The organism is Streptosporangium sp. CA-115845 (assembly GCF_050943795.1).
Lineage (GTDB): Bacteria > Actinomycetota > Actinomycetes > Streptosporangiales > Streptosporangiaceae > Streptosporangium.
The window spans coordinates 9807589-9826225 of record NZ_CP191988.1; the positions used below are offsets into that span (position 1 = coordinate 9807589).

Sequence of the window (18637 nt, forward strand, 5' to 3'; positions counted from 1 at the left end):
CGTGCGTGTGTTCGGTACGGCGGTCCGCCTGGCGGCGAATCGCCTGCCCCTGTCCTGCTCCGCAGGAGCCCGATTCCTCCCCCGTCTGAAGGCGGGGGTCTCCTCGGAGGTATCTGATGAACAGGATCACGGAGACAGCCATCGAGGCCGACCCGAGGCTGCCGGTCATCCGGACGACTCGTGACTTCGCGGCCACGCCCGAGCAACTGTTCCGCGCACACACCGATCCCGCGTTGTTCGCCCGGTGGGTGGGCCCCAACACCACAGCCACCCGGATCGAGCACTGGGACGCGCGTACCGGCGGCAGTTGGCGGTACGTCTCGGTGCACGACGGCACGGAGTACGGGTTCCACGGCTGCTTCCACGAGGTGCGGCCGGACCGTATCGTGCAGACCTTCACGTTCGACGGCGATCCCGACGGAGTCACGCTGGAGACGTTGTGGTTCGAGGACCTGGGCGACGGCCGTACGCGGCTGCGGACACAGTCGCTGGCCGACAGCTTCGAAGGCCGCGATGCGTGGTTGCGCAGCGGTATGGAGGTCGGTGTCAACGAGGGTTACGCGAAGCTGGAGAGGATGCTCATCGATGGCACTGTCTGAGCGCCCAGCCGAGCGACACCTGCAGGTTGCCGGGCTGTTCACGGACCGGGTTCGCGGTACCAGGTTCTGGGACGCGCCGTCCCCGGTCGCCGGCTGGGCCGCTCGCGACGTCGTGCGTCACCTGACCGAATGGTTTCCCGGGTTTCTTGCCTCCGGTGCCGGCATCGAACTGCCCAGCGGACCGTCGGTGGACGAGGACCCGGTCGCCGCGTGGCAGGTTCACTGCGACGGTGTGCAGGCGGTGTTGGACGATGCGGAGACGGCGCACCGGGAACTCGTCAATCCACACGTCGGCAGCCTGCCTGTGGAGACCGCGATCGACCGGTTCTACACCGCCGACGTGTTCATGCACACCTGGGATCTCTCCAGGGCCACCGGCCAGGACGACCGGCTGGACCCCGACTTCTGTGCCCAACTCCTCGGTCCGATGGAGCAGATGGAGCAGGTTCTCCGCTCTTCCGGCCAGTACGGCGCCCGGGTCGAGGTACCCGGCGGTGCGGATACCCAGACCAAACTGCTGGGTTTCATCGGCCGGGACCCGTTCTGGTCGGGACGGTGAGCCGGACGCTGATCGCGGCGTGTCGGAGATCAAGAATGGGCAAGGTCTTTCCCTGTATTCCCGGATTCTGGGTGCGGAACGCTCGGGAGTACTTCGACGAGCTGGGGATAACCGGTCTCAGCACGAAAGGGGTGAACGGTGGGTCCAGGTGGACCAGCGCCAGAGCCATCGTAGGGGCCCTGGCGATAACGGCGCAGCCAGAGCGTGGACACCAGCCACTGGGACGAGGATGGCTCCGGCGATCAGGAACACCGTCGCCGAGGACCAGCCGTCCAGCGAGCCGCCGACGAGGCGGGCGGCCACCAGGGCGAGGACCGTGGCGGACAGGTAGTTGGTCAGAGCCATCCGGCCCAGCGGTGCGAAAACCCGCTGAAGCGCCGGGCGAAGCGGCGTTCTGAGGGCGATCATCGACCACCCGCCGCCGTCCTCGTCGCGGCCCTGACCCTCGACCCGCACCTCGACCGGCGGGAGGCGAAGCGGGCGCGCTCATGATGGTGGTAGGGGTCGTCGTACCCCGAGCGGGACAAGGAAAGGCCGGCTTCCTCATGAACATCGTCGAGTACGCCGACACCGTGTGGCGGGGTGAGGCCCCCGACAGCATCGTGCACGTGGGGCTCGCCGGGCAGGGCTTCGTGGAGGTCGTCGACGGAGTCGGCTTCCGCAGCGGTTTCGGCAACGTGATCGCGCTCCGGCAGGACGGGGAGGTGACGCTGTTCGACACCGGCAACCCGTTCGACGCCGACCGGCTCCACGCCGACCTGCGGGCCTGGACCGACGAGCCGGTGAGCACGGCGATCTACTCCCACGGGCACATCGACCATGTCTCGGGGGTCGGGCCGCTCGACGCGGAGGCCGAGGCGGCGGGGCGGCCCCGGCCGATGGTGGTGGGGCACGAGGCGATCGCCGCCCGGTTCGAGCGCTACGTGCTGACAGCGGGCTACAACGCCGTCATCAACCGGCGGCAGTTCCAGGCGCCCGACCTGACCTGGCCCACCGAGTACCGCTACCCCGACGTGACCTACCGCGACGAGCTGACGGCCGGCCACGTCGAGCTCTTCCACGCCAAGGGCGAGACCGACGACGCGAGCGTGGGCTGGATCCCCTCCCGGCGCATCCTGCTCCCCGGCGACCTGTTCATCTGGGTGACCCCCAACTGCGGCAACCCGCAGAAGGCACAGCGCTACCCGCACGAGTGGGCGATCGCGCTGCGCCGGATGGCCACGCTGCGGCCGGAGATCATGCTGCCCGGCCACGGCGCCCCGATCTTCGGCGCCGACCGGGTCGAGCAGGCGCTGACCGAGACCGCCGAGTGGCTGGAGTCCACGGTCGAGCGCACCCTGGAGATGCTCAACGAGGGCGCCCGGCTGGACGACATCGTGCGCGCCGTACAACCGCCCGCTCAGCCGGCGGAGCGGCCCTACCTGCGCCCGCACTACGACGAGCCGGAGTTCGTGGTCCGCAACATCTGGCGGCTGTACGGCGGCTGGTACGACGGCAACCCCGCCCGCCTCAAGCCCGCCCCCGACGCCGAGCTGGCCTCGGCGATCGCGGAGTTGGCCGGCGGCGCGGAAAAGCTGGCCGACGCCGCGCTCCGGGCACTGGCCTCCGGAGAGCAGCGGCTGGCGGGACACCTGGCGGAGATGGCCGTACAGGCCGCGCCCGACGACGCGGCGCTGCACCGGGTCCGGGCCGAGGTGTACGCGACCAGAGCGGAGTCGGAGGCGTCCCTGATGTCGAAGGGCGTCTTCACCTGGGCGGCAGAGGAGTCCAGGAAGGCCGCTGGAGACACCTGATCTCGGAACCACGTGGCTCCGGAAATCCAGTGGGGGCGCGAAGGTACCAGCATGTTCTGCTCATGACTGTGCGGTCGTCTGAGCGGGTGACCGGCTGGATCGCGGCGAGGACGTTCCGGTGCACAGGCCCTCCTCCCGGGCCAGGCGCCCGGCCATCTCCTCCGCGTCGGCGGTGGGGATCGGAACGACCCCGTCCACCAGGGTGGGGTCCCACATGGGCGGGCGGGAAGGGAGTTCTTCTTACGCTCCCCTTCGCGTGCTGACGTCAAGGACTCCGATGACCCTGGACACCGGGACGGCGCCGTCAACTCCCACGCTGTGGTGGCTACTTGAGTCAATAGAGATATCGCGGTTGTCGCCCTGAACCCAGACGTGCCCCTCCGGAATGGCCACCGGCCCGAAGCTCTTCCGCGAAGCCCGCTCATTGAGCACGTACGGCTCGTTCAGTGGCTCGCCGTCAACGACCATCCGATGCCGCGAGTCACAGCAACCGACTGTGCTCCCCGGAACGCCGATGACTCTCTTGATCATGTAGCCACCGCTGCCACCCCACGCCTCCGGCGGCAGAAAGGCGATGACGTCACCCGCCTTGGGGACGTATGTCCCGTCGGTCACCGTGCCGGTGACCAGATCGTCCATCTTGAGCGTGGGCATCATCGCCTCGCTCGGTTCGCGATAGGTCTCCGTTCCGGTCATCTTGGAGATCAACGGAGCGGGTATGACCGAACACGCGGAAACCGCTGCGGCAACAAACGAAATGATCAGGGCACGTAACCCACAAGGCGGCATTTCAGCATTATTCCGGGTACGCGGGAAGATCATTCCTTCACCCTTCGCGCGATCCCCTACCGGCGCCCCAGAGATACGGGCGCCGGGTTCGGGGCGCCGCGTCCCGGTCCTGGCCGAGAGGGATACTCGCTGCCGCCGGGGCCGCCGGTCTTACCCGCCGCGCCTCGTCCAGGTCGCCTGGACCGAGCCGTCGAACGGGCTCATGGCACGGAGACGTGCCGGTTGTCCGGCGACGCCGGCACGCTGGGAGCGCGGGGGAACCGTGCGGGGCGGGCGTGCCGGGTTCGGGTCGGCAACCAGTAGACCGAGGCGCCGTCCGGCCTGCCGCTCGCCGCTCCGCTACCGCCTGGCGCGACTGGAGCAGGTGAGCGGCTACCGCCTCGACGACCCCGACGACAGGGTGGTGATGGACCTGCGACTGCGTCTGTGGCGCCGTGCGGAGCCGGGCATCGCCTGATCCGCTTCAGGACGGTCGCTCGACCCGGCGCCAGGAGTCCAGCACCATGAGGGTCTTGGTGCCGATGACGTTCTCGTCGCGGCGGATCTGGTCGATCAGCCGGTGCAGGTGCTGGAGGCTGTCGACCCGGAAGTGCACCAGGGCGTCGGGATCGCCGGCCACCGTGAACACCTCGGTGACCCCAGGGATACGGCCGGCCGAGGCGGTGATCGACTCGACGTCCGTGTTGCCGCTGAAGCGGACCTCCGCGAAGGCCTCGATGGTGTCACCGAGCAGGCCCTCGTCGACCAGTGTGGTGTAGCCGACGATGACGCCGAGCCTTTCCAGCCGTTCGATCCGCCGCTTGACCGGGCTCGGCGAGAGCTGCACCCGGGTGGCGATGTCGCGCACGCTCCGACGCCCGTTCTCGACGAGCAGGTCCAGAATCCGGCGGTCGATCGAGTCCAGTTCGGCGTTCGGAGGCATGGGTGGATGGTAGCGCCGAGAGGGTGGAAAGATGCGCACTACAGGCTGCCTGACCGCTTGAACAGGCGCCAGCGGGTGGGTTCCTGCGTCTTTCTTGCCCTGTGGGGCACCTCCGGGTGCAATGAACGTCTCCGCAGGAAAGAGACAGATGATGGCGATCCACCTGACCCCGCCCGCCGACGAGCGCGCGGGGGCGTCCGCGCAGACCGAGGTGCTGCGGCAAGTCTCGCAGCGGGTGCTCTGGCTCTCCGCGGCCGTCGTCGACGCCGCCAACCGCGGACGGCCCAACGACACCGGCGTGAAGGTCGGCGGTCACCAGGCCTCCAGCGCATCGATGGTCGACATCATGGTCTCGCTGTACTTCTCCGAGCTGACCCACCTCGACCGGGTCTCCGTCAAACCGCACGCCTCGCCGGTACTGCACGCGATCAACTACCTGCTGGGCGACCTCGACGCCTCCTACCTGCCGCGGTTGCGCGAGCTGGGCGGGCTGCAGAGCTATCCGAGCCGGCTCAAGGACCCCGGCACCGTCGACTTCTCGACCGGTTCCGTCGGCATCGGCGCGACCGCGCCGTTGTGGGCCGCCATCTCGCACCGCTACCTGCGCTCGCGCTTCGCGTCGGCTCCGGCGGCGGGACGCTTCGTCAGCCTGCTCGGGGACGCCGAGCTCGACGAGGGTGCGATCTGGGAGGCCGTCGCCGACCCGTCCGTCGCCCGGATGGGCGAGCTGCTCTGGATCGTCGACCTCAACCGCCAGTCGCTCGACCGGGTGGTGCCGGACGTGCAGATCCACCGGTTGCAAGCGATGTTCGAGGCGGCCGGCTGGCAGGTCATCACCCTGAAGTGGGGACGCGCGATCACCGACCTGTTCGGGCGGCCGGGCGGCGACGAGCTGCGGCAGCGGCTTGAGCGGATGCCGAACGAGGAGTACCAGCGCCTGCTGCGGGTCGACGCCACCGAGGTGGGACCACGACTCGTCGGGGAGCACGGCGGCACCGCGCTGCGTGCCCTGGTCGCGTCCCTGCCGGACGCCGAGCTGGCGCGGGCGATCCGCGACCTCGGCGGCCACGACCTCGACCTGCTGCTCGACACCTACCGGGAGGTGGACGACACCCGGCCCACGGTGGTGTTCGCCTACACGGTCAAGGGACGCGGCCTGCCGACCGAGGGACACCCGAACAACCACTCGGCGCTGCTGACCGAGGCGCAGATGCTCGCGCTGGCCACCTCCTGCGGCACCGACCTCGCCGACCCCTGGCACGCCTTCGAGCCGGACACCGCCGCGTCCGACCTGTGCGCCACCCGAGGCGTGGCGCTGCGCCGTCCCCAGGTCACCGGCAAGGCCCTCGGCCCGCTGCCGAAGACGCTCGGCCGCTCGTACCGCTCGCCGATCTCGACCCAGGCCGCCCTCGGCCGCTTCCTCGTCGACTTCCTGCGCGCCGCCCCCGAGGCCGGCGCGCGGGTGGTGACCTGCAGCCCGGACGTCGCCTCCTCGACCAACCTCGGCGGGTGGATCAACAAGACCGGAGTGTGGTCGATCGAGGACCGGCACGACTGGTTCGCCGACGACACCGAACGCCTGCTGCGCTGGTCGGAGGGGACCGGCGGCCAGCACATCGAACTCGGCATCGCCGAGGTCAACCTGGTGGGTCTGCTCGGCGAGCTCGGCGCCACCTGGAGTCGCTGGGCCGAGCGTCTCATCCCGATCGCCACGCTCTACGACCCGTTCATCTCACGCGCGCTCGAACCCTGGTCGTACGGCATCTACGCCGGCGGGCAGTCGATCATCATCGGTACGCCGTCCGGCGTGACGCTGTCGTCCGAGGGCGGCGCGCACCAGTCGATCACGACCCCGTCCATCGGTCTTGAGCAGCCGGGCTGCATCGCCTGGGAGCCCGCGTTCGCCAGGGACCTGGAGTGGACGATGCTGGCCGCCATGGAACGGGTCGGCGTCGAGGGCGGCACCTCCTCGTACTTCCGGTTGTCGACCCGCCCGCTGGACCCCGCCCTGGCGCGGGTGCCCGAGGACGAGCTGCTCCTCGAACGGCGCCGGCGGCACGCCGTCGCGGGCGGCTACCGCATCACCGACCACGACCCGGCGACCGAGCAGGTCACCCTCGTCGGCGCCGGAGCCGTCATGCCCGAGGTGATCGCCGCCGCCGAGCACCTGGCCGAGCGCTCGATCGTCACCGGCGTGGTCTGCCTGACCAGCGCCGACCTGGTGTACCGCTCCTTCCAGGCCCGGGGCTCCCTCGGCGCGTCCGGCAGCGGCATCGTCGACGTCCTGTTCCCCGCCGACCACCCCGCGCCCCTCGTCACGGTGCTCGACGGACACCCGCACACGTTGTCCTTCCTGGCCGGCGTACGCGGCGACCGGATTCGCAACCTCGGGGTCTCCGGCTTCGGCCAGTCCAGCGACCTGCACGACGCCTACCGCATCCACGGCATCGACACCGCCTCCATCGTCGACGCCGCCCTGACCCTGCTCGGCCGCTGACCGTCGTGCGCCCGTGACGGACGGTCCGGTGTCCGTCCGGAATACGAACCCGCTCTGACGGGGGCGGTCATCCGGGAAATCGGCGGAGCGTCCATCCTTAATGCAACTTACTTGCAATAAGCTGTCGAGGGCAGGAAGCCATCCCTCAGGAGGACGTACATGAGCGTGATCGATCAGGAGCAGCCCACCGCTGTGCCCGACGTGGTCCGGGCCTGGGTCGGTGGCTGGGCCGTTTCCCGCTCGGTACGGCCCCCGATCAAGGTGACCGGGGGATTCCGGCTGGATGTCGGACTGCCCGGACATCGCGTCCGCTACATCCTCTTCGACGTCGACCAGGTGGCCGAACTGGCCCTGACCAGGACTGCCCCCGGCACCTGGATCAAGACCTCCGCGCCCGCCGAGCGGGTGGTGCCCCTGCTCACCCCGGCCTGGACCGTCGGCGAGCCGGAGTACCTGATGACCGTGCCGCTGCGCCGGGCCACCGCGCTCGCTCCGGACGGCTACACGCTGCACACCGCGACGGCCGGCGGGATCACGACCGTACGGATACACGACGCCGACGGAACGACGGCCGCGAGCGGCCGGATGGGAGTGGCCGGCCCGGCAGCCGTGGCCGACCAGATCCTGACCGATCCGGCACACCGCCGCCGGGGCCTGGGCAGCGTCGTGATGACCGCGCTCGGCGACGCCGCCGCCGAGCAGGGCGCCACGACCGGCGTCCTGGGCGCCTCACCGGACGGCCTCGCGCTCTACCGCACCCTGGGATGGACCCTGTGTGAAGTGCTCACGCCCGCGTACATCCCCGAACCGAACCCGGCGGACGCGTAACGAGAGCCCCGCACGCCCCGCTTGAAACGCCCTGTCCGCCATACACGGATTTATTGGGGCAGTATGCCGTCGAATACGAACGGGACGGCATGTACACCCAGCTGCCTTACACCGATCCGTAGGTGCCGCCGGGACAATCACAGAAAGCGACCGCCCGATAGGAACGTGTCCCCTTCTGGCAGGCCGCGATGTAGGCAGTCCGCGAGGCGGCTCCGCAGAACAGTCGGTCGGATAAGCATGGGCAGGAGCGACCGTGAATGCGGTTTCCGCGATCCCCGTCACGCAGGACGGTGAGAGACATGCGATTCATGGACGCATTTCTTTCCTTTCCCTTGTAGAGGGGTCTACCGTCCAACAGCGAACAGCGACAATGTCGCGATGCCCGACTGGCGACCAACGGGTCTTTTGACGTTTACGACGCCGATCCCGGTCCGCATCTGGACCGCACGGAACCTGGACAATGATCACCGATTAGCCGGGATCTTGGGAACCTATAAGGTTATAGGGTGCCGCCAGGTCGATATATGTAGTGAAGGAGCGTACAGTCGAGTAACCAGCGCCGGAGAGGCTCGCCGCTGAGGTGCCCATGCCTTTGTCCCGCTTAACCAGCGGGCCAAAGGCATCTTCTTTTTGGGGAGATACGGGGGTTGGAAAGCTCACCCTGAGGGGCGGTTGCGTGAGGCTGGAATTTATTGAATCAAACCGATCCGTCGGTTATGGTCAGCCGAAGACAGGATGACGGGTGGTGTTTAACCCAGACGTCACACGATGGCGTCTGCGGTGTCGTTCAGTGGGGGTAACTCGTCGGCCGGCTATCGCGGCCGGAAGGAGTCGGTGTTCTATCATCGTTCGCCCCTGGCTGCGCGCATTGATCTGGCTGGTGTGCGCCGAGGGGATATCTCGCGCGCCCACGATCGTCGGCTCCCTGGCATCTTTTCGGACCAACCGCACCTCCCTTTCGGGGGAGCTAAGAAAGGTGACGATGAAAAGGATCTGGAAACGCGCAGGAACGGCCCTTGGGGTGTTCTCGCTGGTCACGGTCGGCACGGTGAGCCTGGCGATCCCGGCTCAGGCGGCGGCCTCGTCCAGCGCCATCGTCAATACGAGCGGGACGAGGGCCGGCGAGGCGTTCTTCAACCGTTCCAATGGCACGCACAGCAACAAGGCGTGGATCGACCTGTACGACGCGAAGTGCGACGCGTCCCCGGTCTACGTCCAATACAAGATCAACGGTGAGTTTAGAGCCCGGACCGATACCAACGACGGCGGCTGCGGCACGACGGCGGGCATCAATCTCCAGACCGGCGCCTTCAACATCGAGTACCGCGTCTGCGTGGACAACTCGACCATCCTCAATGACACCTGCTCAGGCTGGAAGACAGATCGCAATTAGTCATGCCGGACGTCCCATGAACAGAATCAAGGAGAGCCGAGCTCGATGAGCAACCTACCCAGAAGAGCCATGACGATCCTGTCCGTGCTAGGGCTCGCCATGGTCACCGTCACCGGACCGGCACAGGCGGCGGCCTCCTCCAGCGCGATCGTCAACACCAACGGCACCCGCGCGGCCGAGGCCTGGTTCAACCGTTCGAACGGCACCCACGCCAACAAAGCGTGGTTCGACGTGTACGACGCCAAGTGCGACGCCAACGACGTGTACGTCGAGTACGCGATCAACGGTGACCCCGACCCGGACCAGAAGTACAACTCCGGCGGCTGCGGGACCACCAAGGGATTCAACCTGCAGACCGGCCGGTTCGCCATCTCCTACCGCGTGTGCGTGGACGACGCCGGCTACAACACCTGCTCGGCGTGGAAGGGCGACAACAACTAGCCGTCCGGTGGCGGCCGGAGAGGCTAACCCCGAAGTGCGCACGATGCCTTTGGCTCGCTCGGCCAGTGAGCCGAAGGCGTCTCCCTTGAGGGGGAAGCCGAGGAGCACCTGTTCGTGCTCTTCCCCGGCCGCTCCACCAGGAAAATCGTCCACCGGCCCGCTCCAGGCCAGGCTTCGGCCGGGTGAATCGGCCGCTCTTACTCCGAGGCCGTTCGCCGGGCGGCCTGAAGCTTCGGCACCTCCGGCCTCGACGAAACAGAAAGACGATTCTCCAGGCACCGATGTGGCAGCAGAGTTGGGTAAGCGGTCGTCGTCGACGATCGCGTCTGGTGGACCTGTGGCCGGACTCCGCCGCTGCTGAGGAGGTCTCCCGGTTACACGGCGCGGCGAGGCCGCTGAATAAGATCGGCTCCAGGCACCTGACGGATCCGGACTCCGCGCCCGTTCCGGCGGAGCACGAGGAGACAGCGACTTGACATCCTCCCCCTCGTAAACGAGGGGGATTCCCACGGTCGCCCGTGAGGGTTCCTGCTTCACCGCCAGTCGCCCGCCAGGAGAAATCCCCTTTGAGGTCTTACACCGGCTCCACAGGCGTTTTACCTCTCCGCCAGCCCGGCGGCGAGGATGTTCTTCGCGGCGTTGACGTCCCGGTCATGGGCGGCGCCGCAGGCACACACCCAGTCCCGGACGCCCAACGGCATGGACCGCTGGATCGCCCCGCACGCCGAGCACAGCCTGGAGGAGGGGAACCAGCGGTCCACGACGAGGAGTTCCCGCCCGTACCAGGCGGCCTTGTACTCCAGCATGGACCGCATCCGACGCCAGCTCGCATCCGAGATCGCGCGGGCCAGGCTGTGGTTCCTCACCATGTTGCGCACGGTGAGGTCCTCGATCACGACCGTTTGGTTCTCACGGACGAGACGAGTGGTGACCTTGTGCAGGTGATCACGGCGCCGATCACCGATCCGGGCATGGACGCGGGCGACCTTGAGTTTCGCCTTCCGCCGGTTGTTCGACCCCTTCTCCGTGCGGGCGAGGCTGCGCTGAGCCTTGGCCAGGCGCTTGCGGTCGGCCCGCTCGTGCCCGGGGTTGACGATCTTCTCCCCGGTGGAGAGGGTGACCAGGGCGGTGAGGCCCGCGTCCACCCCAACCGTACTCGCGGCCGGGGGAGCGGGGTGATGCGCTCCTCGACCAGCAGGGACACGAACCAGCGCCCGGCCGCGTCCCTCGACACGGTCACCGTGGACGGCTCGGCCCCCTCGGGCAGCGGACGCGACCACACGATGTCCAGTGGCCCGTTCATCTTCGCGAGGGTGATCCGGCCGTCCTTCCATCGGAAGGCGCTACGGGTGTACTCGGCGCTCGCCCGGGACTTCTTACGGGACTTGAACGTGGGGTACTTCGCGCGTTTGGCGAAGAAGTTGGAGAACGCGGCCTGCAGGTGGCGAAGCGCCTGCTGGAGCGGGACCGAGGACACCTCGGACAGGAACGCGAGGTCCTCGGTCTTCTTCCACGCGGTGAGCGCGGCCGAGGACTCCACGTAGGAGACGCGGCGGCCTTCCTGGGTGTAGGCGCGGGTGCGGTGTTCGAGGGCTTTGTTGTAGACGAGGCGGGCGCAGCCGAACGTGCGAGACAGCTCCGCTGCCTGCTCGTCCGTCGGGTAGAAGCGGAACTTGAATGCCCGCTTCACGATCTGCGCCATGTTTCACACCCTACTGCAAGATCAGTTAAGTGTTGGGTGGGGTGGGTCGTGCGGGTCCAGGCACGCTCAGGCGCTAGAGCGCCTTCCCGCTCCCGTTTCCTCCCCGGCCTGAAGGCCGGGGTATCCACGGGAGTTATTAGATGAACGACGCGATATGGGCCGGGACGGTCACGATCACCGGGCACGAGCAGGCCGAGTTGGAGGCGTACCTGGCCCGGCCGCTGGGCGAAGAGCCGCGCGGCGGTGTGGTGGTGATCCACCACCTGCCCGGGTACGACGACGCGACCAAGGAGATCGTCCGCAGGTTCGCGGCGCGCGGGTACGCGGCGATCTGCCCGAACCTGTACTCCCGCGAGGGGGCCGGGGTCAGCCCCGACGACCAGGCCGCCGCCGTGCGGGCCAAGGGCGGGGTCCCGGACGAGCAGCTCGTCGGGGATGTCGCCAGGGCTGCGGCGTACCTCAACTCCCTCGACCACGCCAACGGCAGGATCGGTGTGATCGGATTCTGCTCGGGCGGGCGGCAGACGTTCCTGGTGGCCTGCTCGCTCCGGATCGACGCGGCGGTGGACTGTTACGGCGCCTTCGTGGTGAACACCCCGCCCGCGGAGTTCCCGCTCCAGCACAAGCCGCTGATCTCCATGGCCGCCGACCTGTCCTGCCCGCTGCTGGGGTTGTTCGGCGCCGAGGACAGGTTCCCCGGGCCGGAGGAGGTCGCGGTGTTGGAGGCCGAGTTGGAGAGGCTGGGCAAGGAGCACGAGTTCCACTCCTTCGAGGGCGCGGGACACTCCTTCTTCGCCACCGACCGGCCCGCGTACCGGCCCGCCGCCGCGGTGGAGGGCTGGAAGAAGATCTTCAATTTCTACGGCCGTCACCTCAGCGCCTGACCGGAGCGACCAGCATGTGCACCTATCTCACCGAGAAGATCGAACTCGACGGCGCCGGCAAGGGCGGCACCGGCTGGTTCACGCTCAGCCAGGGCGCGGTCTACGTCGACCACCCCTACCATGCCTGTCACGAGCACACGGTGAACATCGACTTCACCAACCCGGCCGAGGGCCCCTCGGCGCGGGTCGCGGTCGAGCTCACCGAGGAGTCGGCGCTGGCACTGATCGACGCCATCCAGAAGGCCCTGGCCGCGGCGCCTCCGGGACTCGCCTCCGGCCGCCGCTGAGGCGTGTTTCGCGGGGGTCCTGCCGCCGCCCCTCGTCGTGCTCAAGCCACGCGTGCAGCCGCTCGCCGCCCTTGCCGAAACCGGGCCATGTGTCCAGGTCGGGACCGGTGACGAAGCCGTCCACCGACATCGAGATGTCCGCCTCAACGATTGTCATGCCCGGGTAGACGCACTCCGGCCGGAATGTCACCGATGATTCGGCCGACTTTTTTCGTCGGTACAGGTATGAACATTGCTGTGGACGCCACGAGGTTCGCGGACCTGACCCGCCGCTACCACCATGAACTGCAGGTCCATTGTTACCGGATGCTCGGATCGTTCGACGCGGCCGAGGACCACGTGCAGGAGGTGTTCCTGCGGGCGTGGCGGTCCAGGGACACGTTCGAGGAGCGGTCCAGCGCCCGGACCTGGCTGTACCGCATCGCCACGAACGCGTGCCTGGACACCCTGCGGCGCACGACCCCGCCGCCGCAGCCGTACCCGGACCAGTTGCTCGACGAGCGCCCCGGCCCCGACACGATGGCCGTCGGCCGCGAGACGATCTCCCTGGCGTTCCTCGCCGCAATCCAGCTGCTGCCGCCCCGCCAGCGGGCCGTGCTCATCCTGCGCGACGTGCTGTCCTGGCCGGCGAGCGAGGCCTCGGCGCTGCTCGACACGACCACGCCGGCGGTCAACAGCGCCCTGCAGCGGGCCCGGGCGACGCTGCGCGAGCGGTGGCCGGGCGGTCGTCTGGAGTGGTCACCCGCTGGCGAACCGGACCCGGCGCAGCGCGAGTTGCTGGAGCGGTACATCGCCGCGCACGAACGGGCCGACCCGCAGGCCCTGGTCGACCTGTTGCGTGAGGACGTCCGGCTGACCATCGAGCCCGGCATCGGCGAGTGGACCGGCAAGGCCGCGGTCGCCCGGGCGCTGCGCCGGGACATGCACTCCCTCGGCCGGTGGCGGATGCTGCCGACGGCCGCGAACCGCCAGCCGGCGGCCGCCGCCTACGTCCGCGGCGCCGGTGACACCGTGTTCCGCCCCTTCGTGCTGATCGTGCTGCGCTCGGAGGCGGGCCTCCTCGCCGCGATGGACGTGTTCGAAGCACCCGGCCTGTTCAGCGCGTTCGGCCTCCCGGCGAGCCTGGACCACTAGGGTTTGGGCGGCCGGGCCTGGTATGTAGCCAGAGGCGGCCCAGGGGCCGTACGGAACGCTCAGGGTCGCGGGGTGGCGGCGAAGCCGTAGTTCTTGAGGGTGATGGCGTCGGACCTGTCGGCCATTCTCTCGACCAGACCGGCCCATGGCATGTGGGGTAGCAGTCTGATCGACAGGTTGCGCAGCCGGATGACCGACCGCGTCTTGGGCACGAAGCCCTTGACGCCGCCCGGCGGGAGCTTCTGGCTCTGCTGGACGAAGCCGCGCATCTCCCGCTCGTACGCGGCAAAGGCGGCCGGATGGTCCCCGCCCGCCTCGGCCAGCTCTCCGGCCAGCACGTAGGCGCCGACCACCGCCAGCCCGGTGCCGCCGCCGCCCAGCGGCGACGGGCTGTATCCGGCGTCGCCGAGCAGCACGACCCTGCCGCGGGACCAGGTGTCCATGACGACCTGGGTGGCCGCGTCGAAATAGAAGTCGGTGGCCGCCGCCATCTCCCTGAGCATGGCGGGCACCTGCCAGCCCGCTCCGGCGAAGACCTCGGCCACAATCTGCTTCTGCCTCCGCACATCACCGTGGTCGAGCGGCTTCGAGGCGAAGCCGAACAGGACCTTGACCTCCTCGGCCCGCCGGGACGGGCGCAGCGCCGCCACCCTCCTGCCCGGCATGTTGTGGAACAGCTCCCAGTCCTGGATGCCGAAGACGTTGGGCGCGGTGAAGTACGCCAGGTAGCAGCCGAGCTCGCGGCCGAAGCGCGCCTCCTCGCCGAAGGCCAGGGACCGGGTCACCGAGTGCGCGCCGTCCGCGCCCACCACCAGGTCGAAGACGCGCGACGCGGACCGCTCGAAGGTGACCCGTACACCGTCGTGGGTCTGGGTCAGCGAGGTGATCGTGTCGTCGAAGACGTACTCCGCCTCGTCCCCGGTCGCCCGGTGGAGGATGTCGACCAGGTCGCCGCGGAGGATCTCCACCTCACCGACCAGGCCGTTTCCACCGAGGAAGGAGGCGGGCATGTCGGCCACGCGCCTGCCGGTGGCGTCCACGTAGGACATCCCGCCGGAGTCGACGGCCGCGCGTCGGACCTCGTCAAGGAGCCCCATCCGCCTGACCACGTCGACGGAGACGCCGCGCAGGTCGACCGTGTGGCCCTGGGCGCGCGGAGCCGGGGCTCGCTCGATCACAGTCGGGGTGAAGCCGTGGCGATGTAGCCAGTAGGCCAGGGCGTGCCCCGCGATACCGGCACCGGAGATCAGAATGCTCTTCATAAGCGCTCCCTGCTTGGCGATGCGTATACCGTACGCATAGTGCGCTTACCTTGTAAATTATGCCCTAGTGCACCAAAATTACAGCAGCATGTGACCAGGTCGTTGAGGAAATGGTGCACTAGGGCACCGGGAGGGCGGACAGTGGACGAGACAGAGCCTCCGTACCTGCGGATCGTCGCCGAGTTGCGGCGGCGCATCGCGACGGGGCGGCTACGCCCGGGCGACCGGGTGCCCTCGACCCGGCAGATCATCCAGGAGTGGGGCGTGGCGATGGCGACCGCCGGCAAGGTGCTGGCGACCCTGCGCCGGGAGGGGCTCGTGCGGGTCGCACCCGGCGTCGGGACCCTCGTCGCGGACGGTGCCGTCGCGGACACCGGCCCCTCCCGCAGGCCCGTGCCCGAGCTCACCAGGGAACGGATCGTGCGCGCCGCGATCGGGATCGCCGACGTCGAGGGGCAGGCGGCCCTGTCCATGCGCCGGATCGCGACCGGCCTGGAGGTCTCGGCGATGTCGCTCTACCGGCACGTGTCGGGCAAGGAGGAGCTGATCATGCTCATGACCGACACCGTGCTGGCCGAGTGCGCGCTCGATGAGCCGCCACCGGGCTGGCGGGCCCGGCTGGAGCTGACCGCCAGGACGCAGTGGGCCCTCTACCACCGCCACCCCTGGCTGGCCCAGCTCACCTCGTTCACCCGCCCACTGCCCACGCCCAACGCGATGGCCCAGGCCGAGTGGGCGATGCGCGCGGTGGACGGCCTCGGCCTCGACCCGGCCACGATGGTCCACGTGTACGTCACCGTGGCCAACTACGTACGCGGAACCGCGATCAACCTGGAGGCCGAGACCGAGGCCGCGCAGCAGACCGGCATGACCGACCAGGAGTGGCTCGACTCGGCGGTGCTCCCGCGCATGGCGGAATTCCCGCTGCTGTCGAGCATCCCGCCCGACTCTCTCGACCTGGACACGCTCTTCGAGTTCGGCCTGCGGCGCCTGCTGGACGGCCTGGAGGTGTTCATCGAGGCCCCCCGGTCGAAGATGCGGTGACCAGGAACCGGGCTCGGGGCGCCGCATCCCTGTGCCGCGTCAGTAGTCCTGGCCAGGGGGGATGTTCACGTCCTCGCTGTTGTCGGGGCCGTCGTCGTTCGACGGGGGCTGCGCGGGCCGGCAGCTCTGGCCGCAGCCGCCGAACCGTGCCGAGTTGATCGGGGTGAACGACGTCGGCTCGACGTTCCTCAGCGCCGCCAGCATCGTGTCCTTCCAGATCGGGCCCGGGATGCTGCCACCGAAGACCGAGCCGTAGTAGCGGCCGCCGATCGTGACGCCGGTCAGCTTGTACTTCTGCGAGCCTCGCGGGTCGCCGATGCTGACCGCGCCGGCCAGGTCCGGGGTGAACCCGGCGAACCAGGCGGTGGCGTAGCCGTCGGTGGTGCCGGTCTTGCCCGCCGCGTCGCGGCCGATGCCGCCGACCGCCCGCATCGTGCCCTTGGTGAACACCCCGGACAGCACGTCCGCCGCCGCGTCGGCGACCTCGGGGTCGAGCGCCTGACGGCACTTGGGCTCGTAGTCGGTGACCTTGCCGTCGCGGTCGGTGATCCGGGTGATCGCCATCGGCGCGCAGTACTTACCGCGCGCGCCGATCGCGGCGTACGCGTTCGCCACGGTCACCGGGTCCATCTCGTTGATGCCGAGCGTGAACGTCTCGTACTCCTGGAGCGCGAGCCCGTCGGAGCGGTGGATACCCAGCGACTTGGCGATCTTGACCGTGTCACAGAGCCCGACGTGCTGCTCCAGGGTCATGAAGAAGGTGTTCACCGAACTCCAGGTACCGGTCTGCAGGGTCCGCCAGCCGGGTGAGCCCTCGTCGTTGGTCACGGTGTGGGTCGGGTCACCGATGTTCTCACCCTTGCAGTTCTTGAACGCCGAATAACCCGGGGCGAGGTAACCGGCGCCGACGTTGAAGCCGTCGTCGACCTTTATGCCCTTGTTCAGCGCGTTGAGCAGCGTGAACGTCTTGAAGGTCGAGCCGGCCTGGAAACCGACGCCACCGCCGTGCGCGGCGTCCGCGACGACGTTGTAGGAGATCTCGTTCCTGGCCTTGCGCTGACCGTACGCCCGGCTGGCCGCCATGGCCTTGATCGCCCCGGTGCCCGGCTGGACCAGGGCCTCGGCCGCCACCGGGTTGTCGGCGGGATTGACCCACTTCCTGATCGCCCGGTCCGCCGCCGCCTGCATAGTCGGGTCGATGGTGGTCCTGATCGTCAGACCGCCGCGGTTGAGGAACGCCAGACGCTCCTTGCCCGTCTTCCCGAAGTCAGGATTTTTCAGGATCTCGTTGCGGACGTAGACGCAGAAGTACGGATAGTCGCCGGCCTCGCAGCCACCGGGCAGCTTCGTACCCTTGTAGCCGAGCTTGGTGGCCTTCGCCTCGGCCGCCTCGGCCGTGGTGATCTTGCCCAGCTCGGCCATCCGGTTCAGCACCACGTTGCGCCGGTTCAGCAGCCGCTCACGCTGCTTCGCCCCCAGGTTGGGGTCGGTGGCGTTGGGGTCCTGCACGGCGCCGGCCAGCGTCGCCGCCTGCGGCAGGGTGAGCTTGGCCGCCGTCACGCCGAAGAACCGCTTGGCCGCCGCCTCGACGCCATAGGCACCCGCGCCGAAGTAGGCGATGTTCAGGTACTTCTCCAGGATCTCGTCCTTGGAGTACTTCTGCTCCACCGCCATCGCGTGGCGCAGCTCGTTGAGCTTGCGCGCGTAGCTGGCCTCCAGCGCCTTGTCCTTCTCCGCGTCGGTCTCGGCGGAGTTGAGCAGCACCTGCTTGACGTACTGCTGGGTGATGCTGGAGCCGCCCTGGCTCACCCCGTCCGCCTGGAGGTTCTTGGCGAACGCGCGGAGGGTGCCCTCGATGTCGATCGCACCGTGCTCGTAGAACCGGTAGTCCTCGATCGAGACGATCGCGGTCTTCATGACCTCGGCCACCTTGTCGAGCTTGACGACCTCGCGGTACTCCTCGTAGAACCGTGCGATCTCCCTGCCCCTGGCGTCCTGCACGACGGTGACCTCCGCCGGCGGAGGTTCGACGAGTTCCTCGGGGTTGAGGTTCAACCCGTTGGTCGCCGACACGATGCCGAGCCCCGCACCCCCCACGGCCGGTAGTGCGATCCCCGCGACCAGCACACCCGCCGCCGTCCCCACGGCGGCAAGACGCATGATCTTCGACGCGGCCCCCGGCTTCCCCTTACCCCGTTCTGACATAAGCGGAGATTCTAGGCTTTAACTCTGTTCTGTGCACATAAAGCGCTTTCTTTCACATAGTGCACAGTGCCGGTTATCTCCGGAGAGTTCTGGATCACCCGTGAACAGACAGCTTAGGGGACCCCGCCGAGGCCGTGAACGAGGATGGTCGCGATGCGATCCCGGGTCGGAGGTTGAGGGGCTGAGATCATTCCGGACAGATCACCGCTGAACGGCCATCCTGGTGTAGGAGATCGCCATTTCCATCTTGACCTCAACTTAACTTCAGGGTCGAGGCTGCGCATACGAGGCTGATCGA

The 18637-nt window shown here is 68.5% G+C and carries 18 protein-coding genes and 1 pseudogene; 12 read left to right on the forward strand and 7 right to left on the reverse strand.

Annotation, left to right across the window (positions count from 1 at the left end; genetic code table 11):
* The first annotated feature begins 116 nt into the window (after positions 1 to 116).
* Entirely contained in the window at positions 117 to 599 is a 483-nt protein-coding gene (locus tag ACQP0P_RS46575) for an SRPBCC family protein (protein WP_433369302.1), read from the forward strand.
* The gene (locus ACQP0P_RS46580; RefSeq protein ID WP_433369304.1) at positions 586 to 1158 is read left to right on the forward strand and encodes a maleylpyruvate isomerase family mycothiol-dependent enzyme; all 573 of its coding nucleotides are present in this window, start codon (positions 586 to 588) and stop codon (positions 1156 to 1158) included. Before ACQP0P_RS46575 ends, ACQP0P_RS46580 begins: the two co-directional genes overlap by 14 nt.
* A gap of 117 nt (positions 1159 to 1275) precedes the next feature.
* On the opposite strand, the gene ACQP0P_RS46585 is transcribed toward ACQP0P_RS46580, so the two are convergent.
* On the reverse strand, positions 1276 to 1614 hold the full coding sequence (locus ACQP0P_RS46585; RefSeq protein ID WP_433369307.1) for a DUF418 domain-containing protein: 339 nt from the start codon (positions 1612 to 1614) through the stop codon (positions 1276 to 1278).
* 89 nt (positions 1615 to 1703) lie between these two features.
* On the opposite strand from ACQP0P_RS46585, the gene ACQP0P_RS46590 reads away from it, so the two are divergent.
* Entirely contained in the window at positions 1704 to 2951 is a 1248-nt protein-coding gene (locus ACQP0P_RS46590; RefSeq protein WP_433369310.1) for an alkyl sulfatase dimerization domain-containing protein, read from the forward strand.
* A 60-nt stretch (positions 2952 to 3011) separates the two neighbouring features.
* On the opposite strand, the gene ACQP0P_RS46595 is transcribed toward ACQP0P_RS46590, so the two are convergent.
* Entirely contained in the window at positions 3012 to 3167 is a 156-nt protein-coding gene (locus ACQP0P_RS46595) for a hypothetical protein (protein WP_433369313.1), read from the reverse strand.
* 24 nt (positions 3168 to 3191) lie between these two features.
* Positions 3192 to 3647: a signal peptidase I gene (gene lepB / locus ACQP0P_RS46600; RefSeq protein WP_433369315.1), complete on the reverse strand. Its 456-nt coding sequence runs from the start codon at positions 3645 to 3647 to the stop codon at positions 3192 to 3194.
* A 295-nt stretch (positions 3648 to 3942) separates the two neighbouring features.
* Here lepB and ACQP0P_RS46605 point away from each other — a divergent pair, with 295 nt between their 5' ends.
* Positions 3943 to 4197, forward strand: a complete 255-nt coding sequence (locus ACQP0P_RS46605) for a hypothetical protein (protein WP_433369318.1) — start codon at positions 3943 to 3945, stop codon at positions 4195 to 4197.
* Positions 4198 to 4203: 6 nt separating this feature from the next.
* Here the strand turns inward: ACQP0P_RS46605 and ACQP0P_RS46610 are convergent, their stop codons facing one another.
* Positions 4204 to 4662, reverse strand: a complete 459-nt coding sequence (locus tag ACQP0P_RS46610) for an Lrp/AsnC family transcriptional regulator (protein ID WP_433369321.1) — start codon at positions 4660 to 4662, stop codon at positions 4204 to 4206.
* A gap of 148 nt (positions 4663 to 4810) precedes the next feature.
* Here ACQP0P_RS46610 and ACQP0P_RS46615 point away from each other — a divergent pair, with 148 nt between their 5' ends.
* The 4 genes from ACQP0P_RS46615 (at position 4811) to ACQP0P_RS46630 (ending at position 9821) form a co-directional block, all read left to right on the forward strand.
* On the forward strand, positions 4811 to 7159 hold the full coding sequence (locus ACQP0P_RS46615; RefSeq protein WP_433369324.1) for a transketolase-like TK C-terminal-containing protein: 2349 nt from the start codon (positions 4811 to 4813) through the stop codon (positions 7157 to 7159).
* A 159-nt stretch (positions 7160 to 7318) separates the two neighbouring features.
* Positions 7319 to 7987, forward strand: coding sequence for a GNAT family N-acetyltransferase (locus ACQP0P_RS46620; RefSeq protein ID WP_433369326.1), 669 nt, complete (start codon positions 7319 to 7321; stop codon positions 7985 to 7987).
* 868 nt (positions 7988 to 8855) lie between these two features.
* Positions 8856 to 9380: a hypothetical protein gene (locus ACQP0P_RS46625; protein ID WP_433369328.1), complete on the forward strand. Its 525-nt coding sequence runs from the start codon at positions 8856 to 8858 to the stop codon at positions 9378 to 9380.
* Positions 9381 to 9425: 45 nt separating this feature from the next.
* Positions 9426 to 9821, forward strand: coding sequence for a hypothetical protein (locus ACQP0P_RS46630; RefSeq protein ID WP_433382532.1), 396 nt, complete (start codon positions 9426 to 9428; stop codon positions 9819 to 9821).
* 510 nt (positions 9822 to 10331) lie between these two features.
* Here the strand turns inward: ACQP0P_RS46630 and ACQP0P_RS46635 are convergent.
* Positions 10332 to 11523, reverse strand: a pseudogene (locus ACQP0P_RS46635) (RNA-guided endonuclease InsQ/TnpB family protein); the annotation flags it as partial.
* A 140-nt stretch (positions 11524 to 11663) separates the two neighbouring features.
* Between ACQP0P_RS46635 and ACQP0P_RS46640 the strand changes: the two are divergent.
* The 3 genes from ACQP0P_RS46640 (at position 11664) to ACQP0P_RS46650 (ending at position 13828) form a co-directional block, all read left to right on the forward strand.
* Positions 11664 to 12407, forward strand: a complete 744-nt coding sequence (locus tag ACQP0P_RS46640) for a dienelactone hydrolase family protein (RefSeq protein WP_433369331.1) — start codon at positions 11664 to 11666, stop codon at positions 12405 to 12407.
* Positions 12408 to 12421: 14 nt separating this feature from the next.
* On the forward strand, positions 12422 to 12694 hold the full coding sequence (locus tag ACQP0P_RS46645) for a DUF6295 family protein (protein WP_433369334.1): 273 nt from the start codon (positions 12422 to 12424) through the stop codon (positions 12692 to 12694).
* A gap of 237 nt (positions 12695 to 12931) precedes the next feature.
* On the forward strand, positions 12932 to 13828 hold the full coding sequence (locus ACQP0P_RS46650; protein ID WP_433369336.1) for a sigma-70 family RNA polymerase sigma factor: 897 nt from the start codon (positions 12932 to 12934) through the stop codon (positions 13826 to 13828).
* 59 nt (positions 13829 to 13887) lie between these two features.
* On the opposite strand, the gene ACQP0P_RS46655 is transcribed toward ACQP0P_RS46650, so the two are convergent.
* The gene (locus ACQP0P_RS46655) at positions 13888 to 15090 is read right to left on the reverse strand and encodes an FAD-dependent monooxygenase (protein WP_433369338.1); all 1203 of its coding nucleotides are present in this window, start codon (positions 15088 to 15090) and stop codon (positions 13888 to 13890) included.
* 141 nt (positions 15091 to 15231) lie between these two features.
* On the opposite strand from ACQP0P_RS46655, the gene ACQP0P_RS46660 reads away from it, so the two are divergent.
* The gene (locus ACQP0P_RS46660) at positions 15232 to 16134 is read left to right on the forward strand and encodes a TetR/AcrR family transcriptional regulator C-terminal domain-containing protein (RefSeq protein WP_433369341.1); all 903 of its coding nucleotides are present in this window, start codon (positions 15232 to 15234) and stop codon (positions 16132 to 16134) included.
* Between the two features lie 39 nt (positions 16135 to 16173).
* Here the strand turns inward: ACQP0P_RS46660 and ACQP0P_RS46665 are convergent, their stop codons facing one another.
* Complete coding sequence (locus ACQP0P_RS46665; RefSeq protein WP_433369344.1) at positions 16174 to 18339, reverse strand: transglycosylase domain-containing protein; 2166 nt, start codon at positions 18337 to 18339, stop codon at positions 16174 to 16176.
* Between the last annotated feature and the right edge of the window lie 298 nt (positions 18340 to 18637).

Bases quoted from the DNA above. Each gene is read 5' to 3' on its own strand.
- ACQP0P_RS46575 (WP_433369302.1), top strand. From the start codon at position 117: ATGAACAGGATCACGGAGACAGCCATCGAGGCCGACCCGAGGCTGCCG.
- ACQP0P_RS46610 (WP_433369321.1), bottom strand. From the start codon at position 4,662: ATGCCTCCGAACGCCGAACTGGACTCGATCGACCGCCGGATTCTGGAC.
- lepB (WP_433369315.1), bottom strand. From the start codon at position 3,647: ATGACCGGAACGGAGACCTATCGCGAACCGAGCGAGGCGATGATGCCC.
- ACQP0P_RS46605 (WP_433369318.1), top strand. From the start codon at position 3,943: ATGGCACGGAGACGTGCCGGTTGTCCGGCGACGCCGGCACGCTGGGAG.
- ACQP0P_RS46655 (WP_433369338.1), bottom strand. From the start codon at position 15,090: ATGAAGAGCATTCTGATCTCCGGTGCCGGTATCGCGGGGCACGCCCTG.
- ACQP0P_RS46615 (WP_433369324.1), top strand. From the start codon at position 4,811: ATGATGGCGATCCACCTGACCCCGCCCGCCGACGAGCGCGCGGGGGCG.
- ACQP0P_RS46630 (WP_433382532.1), top strand. From the start codon at position 9,426: ATGAGCAACCTACCCAGAAGAGCCATGACGATCCTGTCCGTGCTAGGG.
- ACQP0P_RS46645 (WP_433369334.1), top strand. From the start codon at position 12,422: ATGTGCACCTATCTCACCGAGAAGATCGAACTCGACGGCGCCGGCAAG.
- ACQP0P_RS46640 (WP_433369331.1), top strand. From the start codon at position 11,664: ATGAACGACGCGATATGGGCCGGGACGGTCACGATCACCGGGCACGAG.
- ACQP0P_RS46590 (WP_433369310.1), top strand. From the start codon at position 1,704: ATGAACATCGTCGAGTACGCCGACACCGTGTGGCGGGGTGAGGCCCCC.
- ACQP0P_RS46665 (WP_433369344.1), bottom strand. From the start codon at position 18,339: ATGTCAGAACGGGGTAAGGGGAAGCCGGGGGCCGCGTCGAAGATCATG.
- ACQP0P_RS46595 (WP_433369313.1), bottom strand. From the start codon at position 3,167: ATGTGGGACCCCACCCTGGTGGACGGGGTCGTTCCGATCCCCACCGCC.
- ACQP0P_RS46620 (WP_433369326.1), top strand. From the start codon at position 7,319: ATGAGCGTGATCGATCAGGAGCAGCCCACCGCTGTGCCCGACGTGGTC.
- ACQP0P_RS46580 (WP_433369304.1), top strand. From the start codon at position 586: ATGGCACTGTCTGAGCGCCCAGCCGAGCGACACCTGCAGGTTGCCGGG.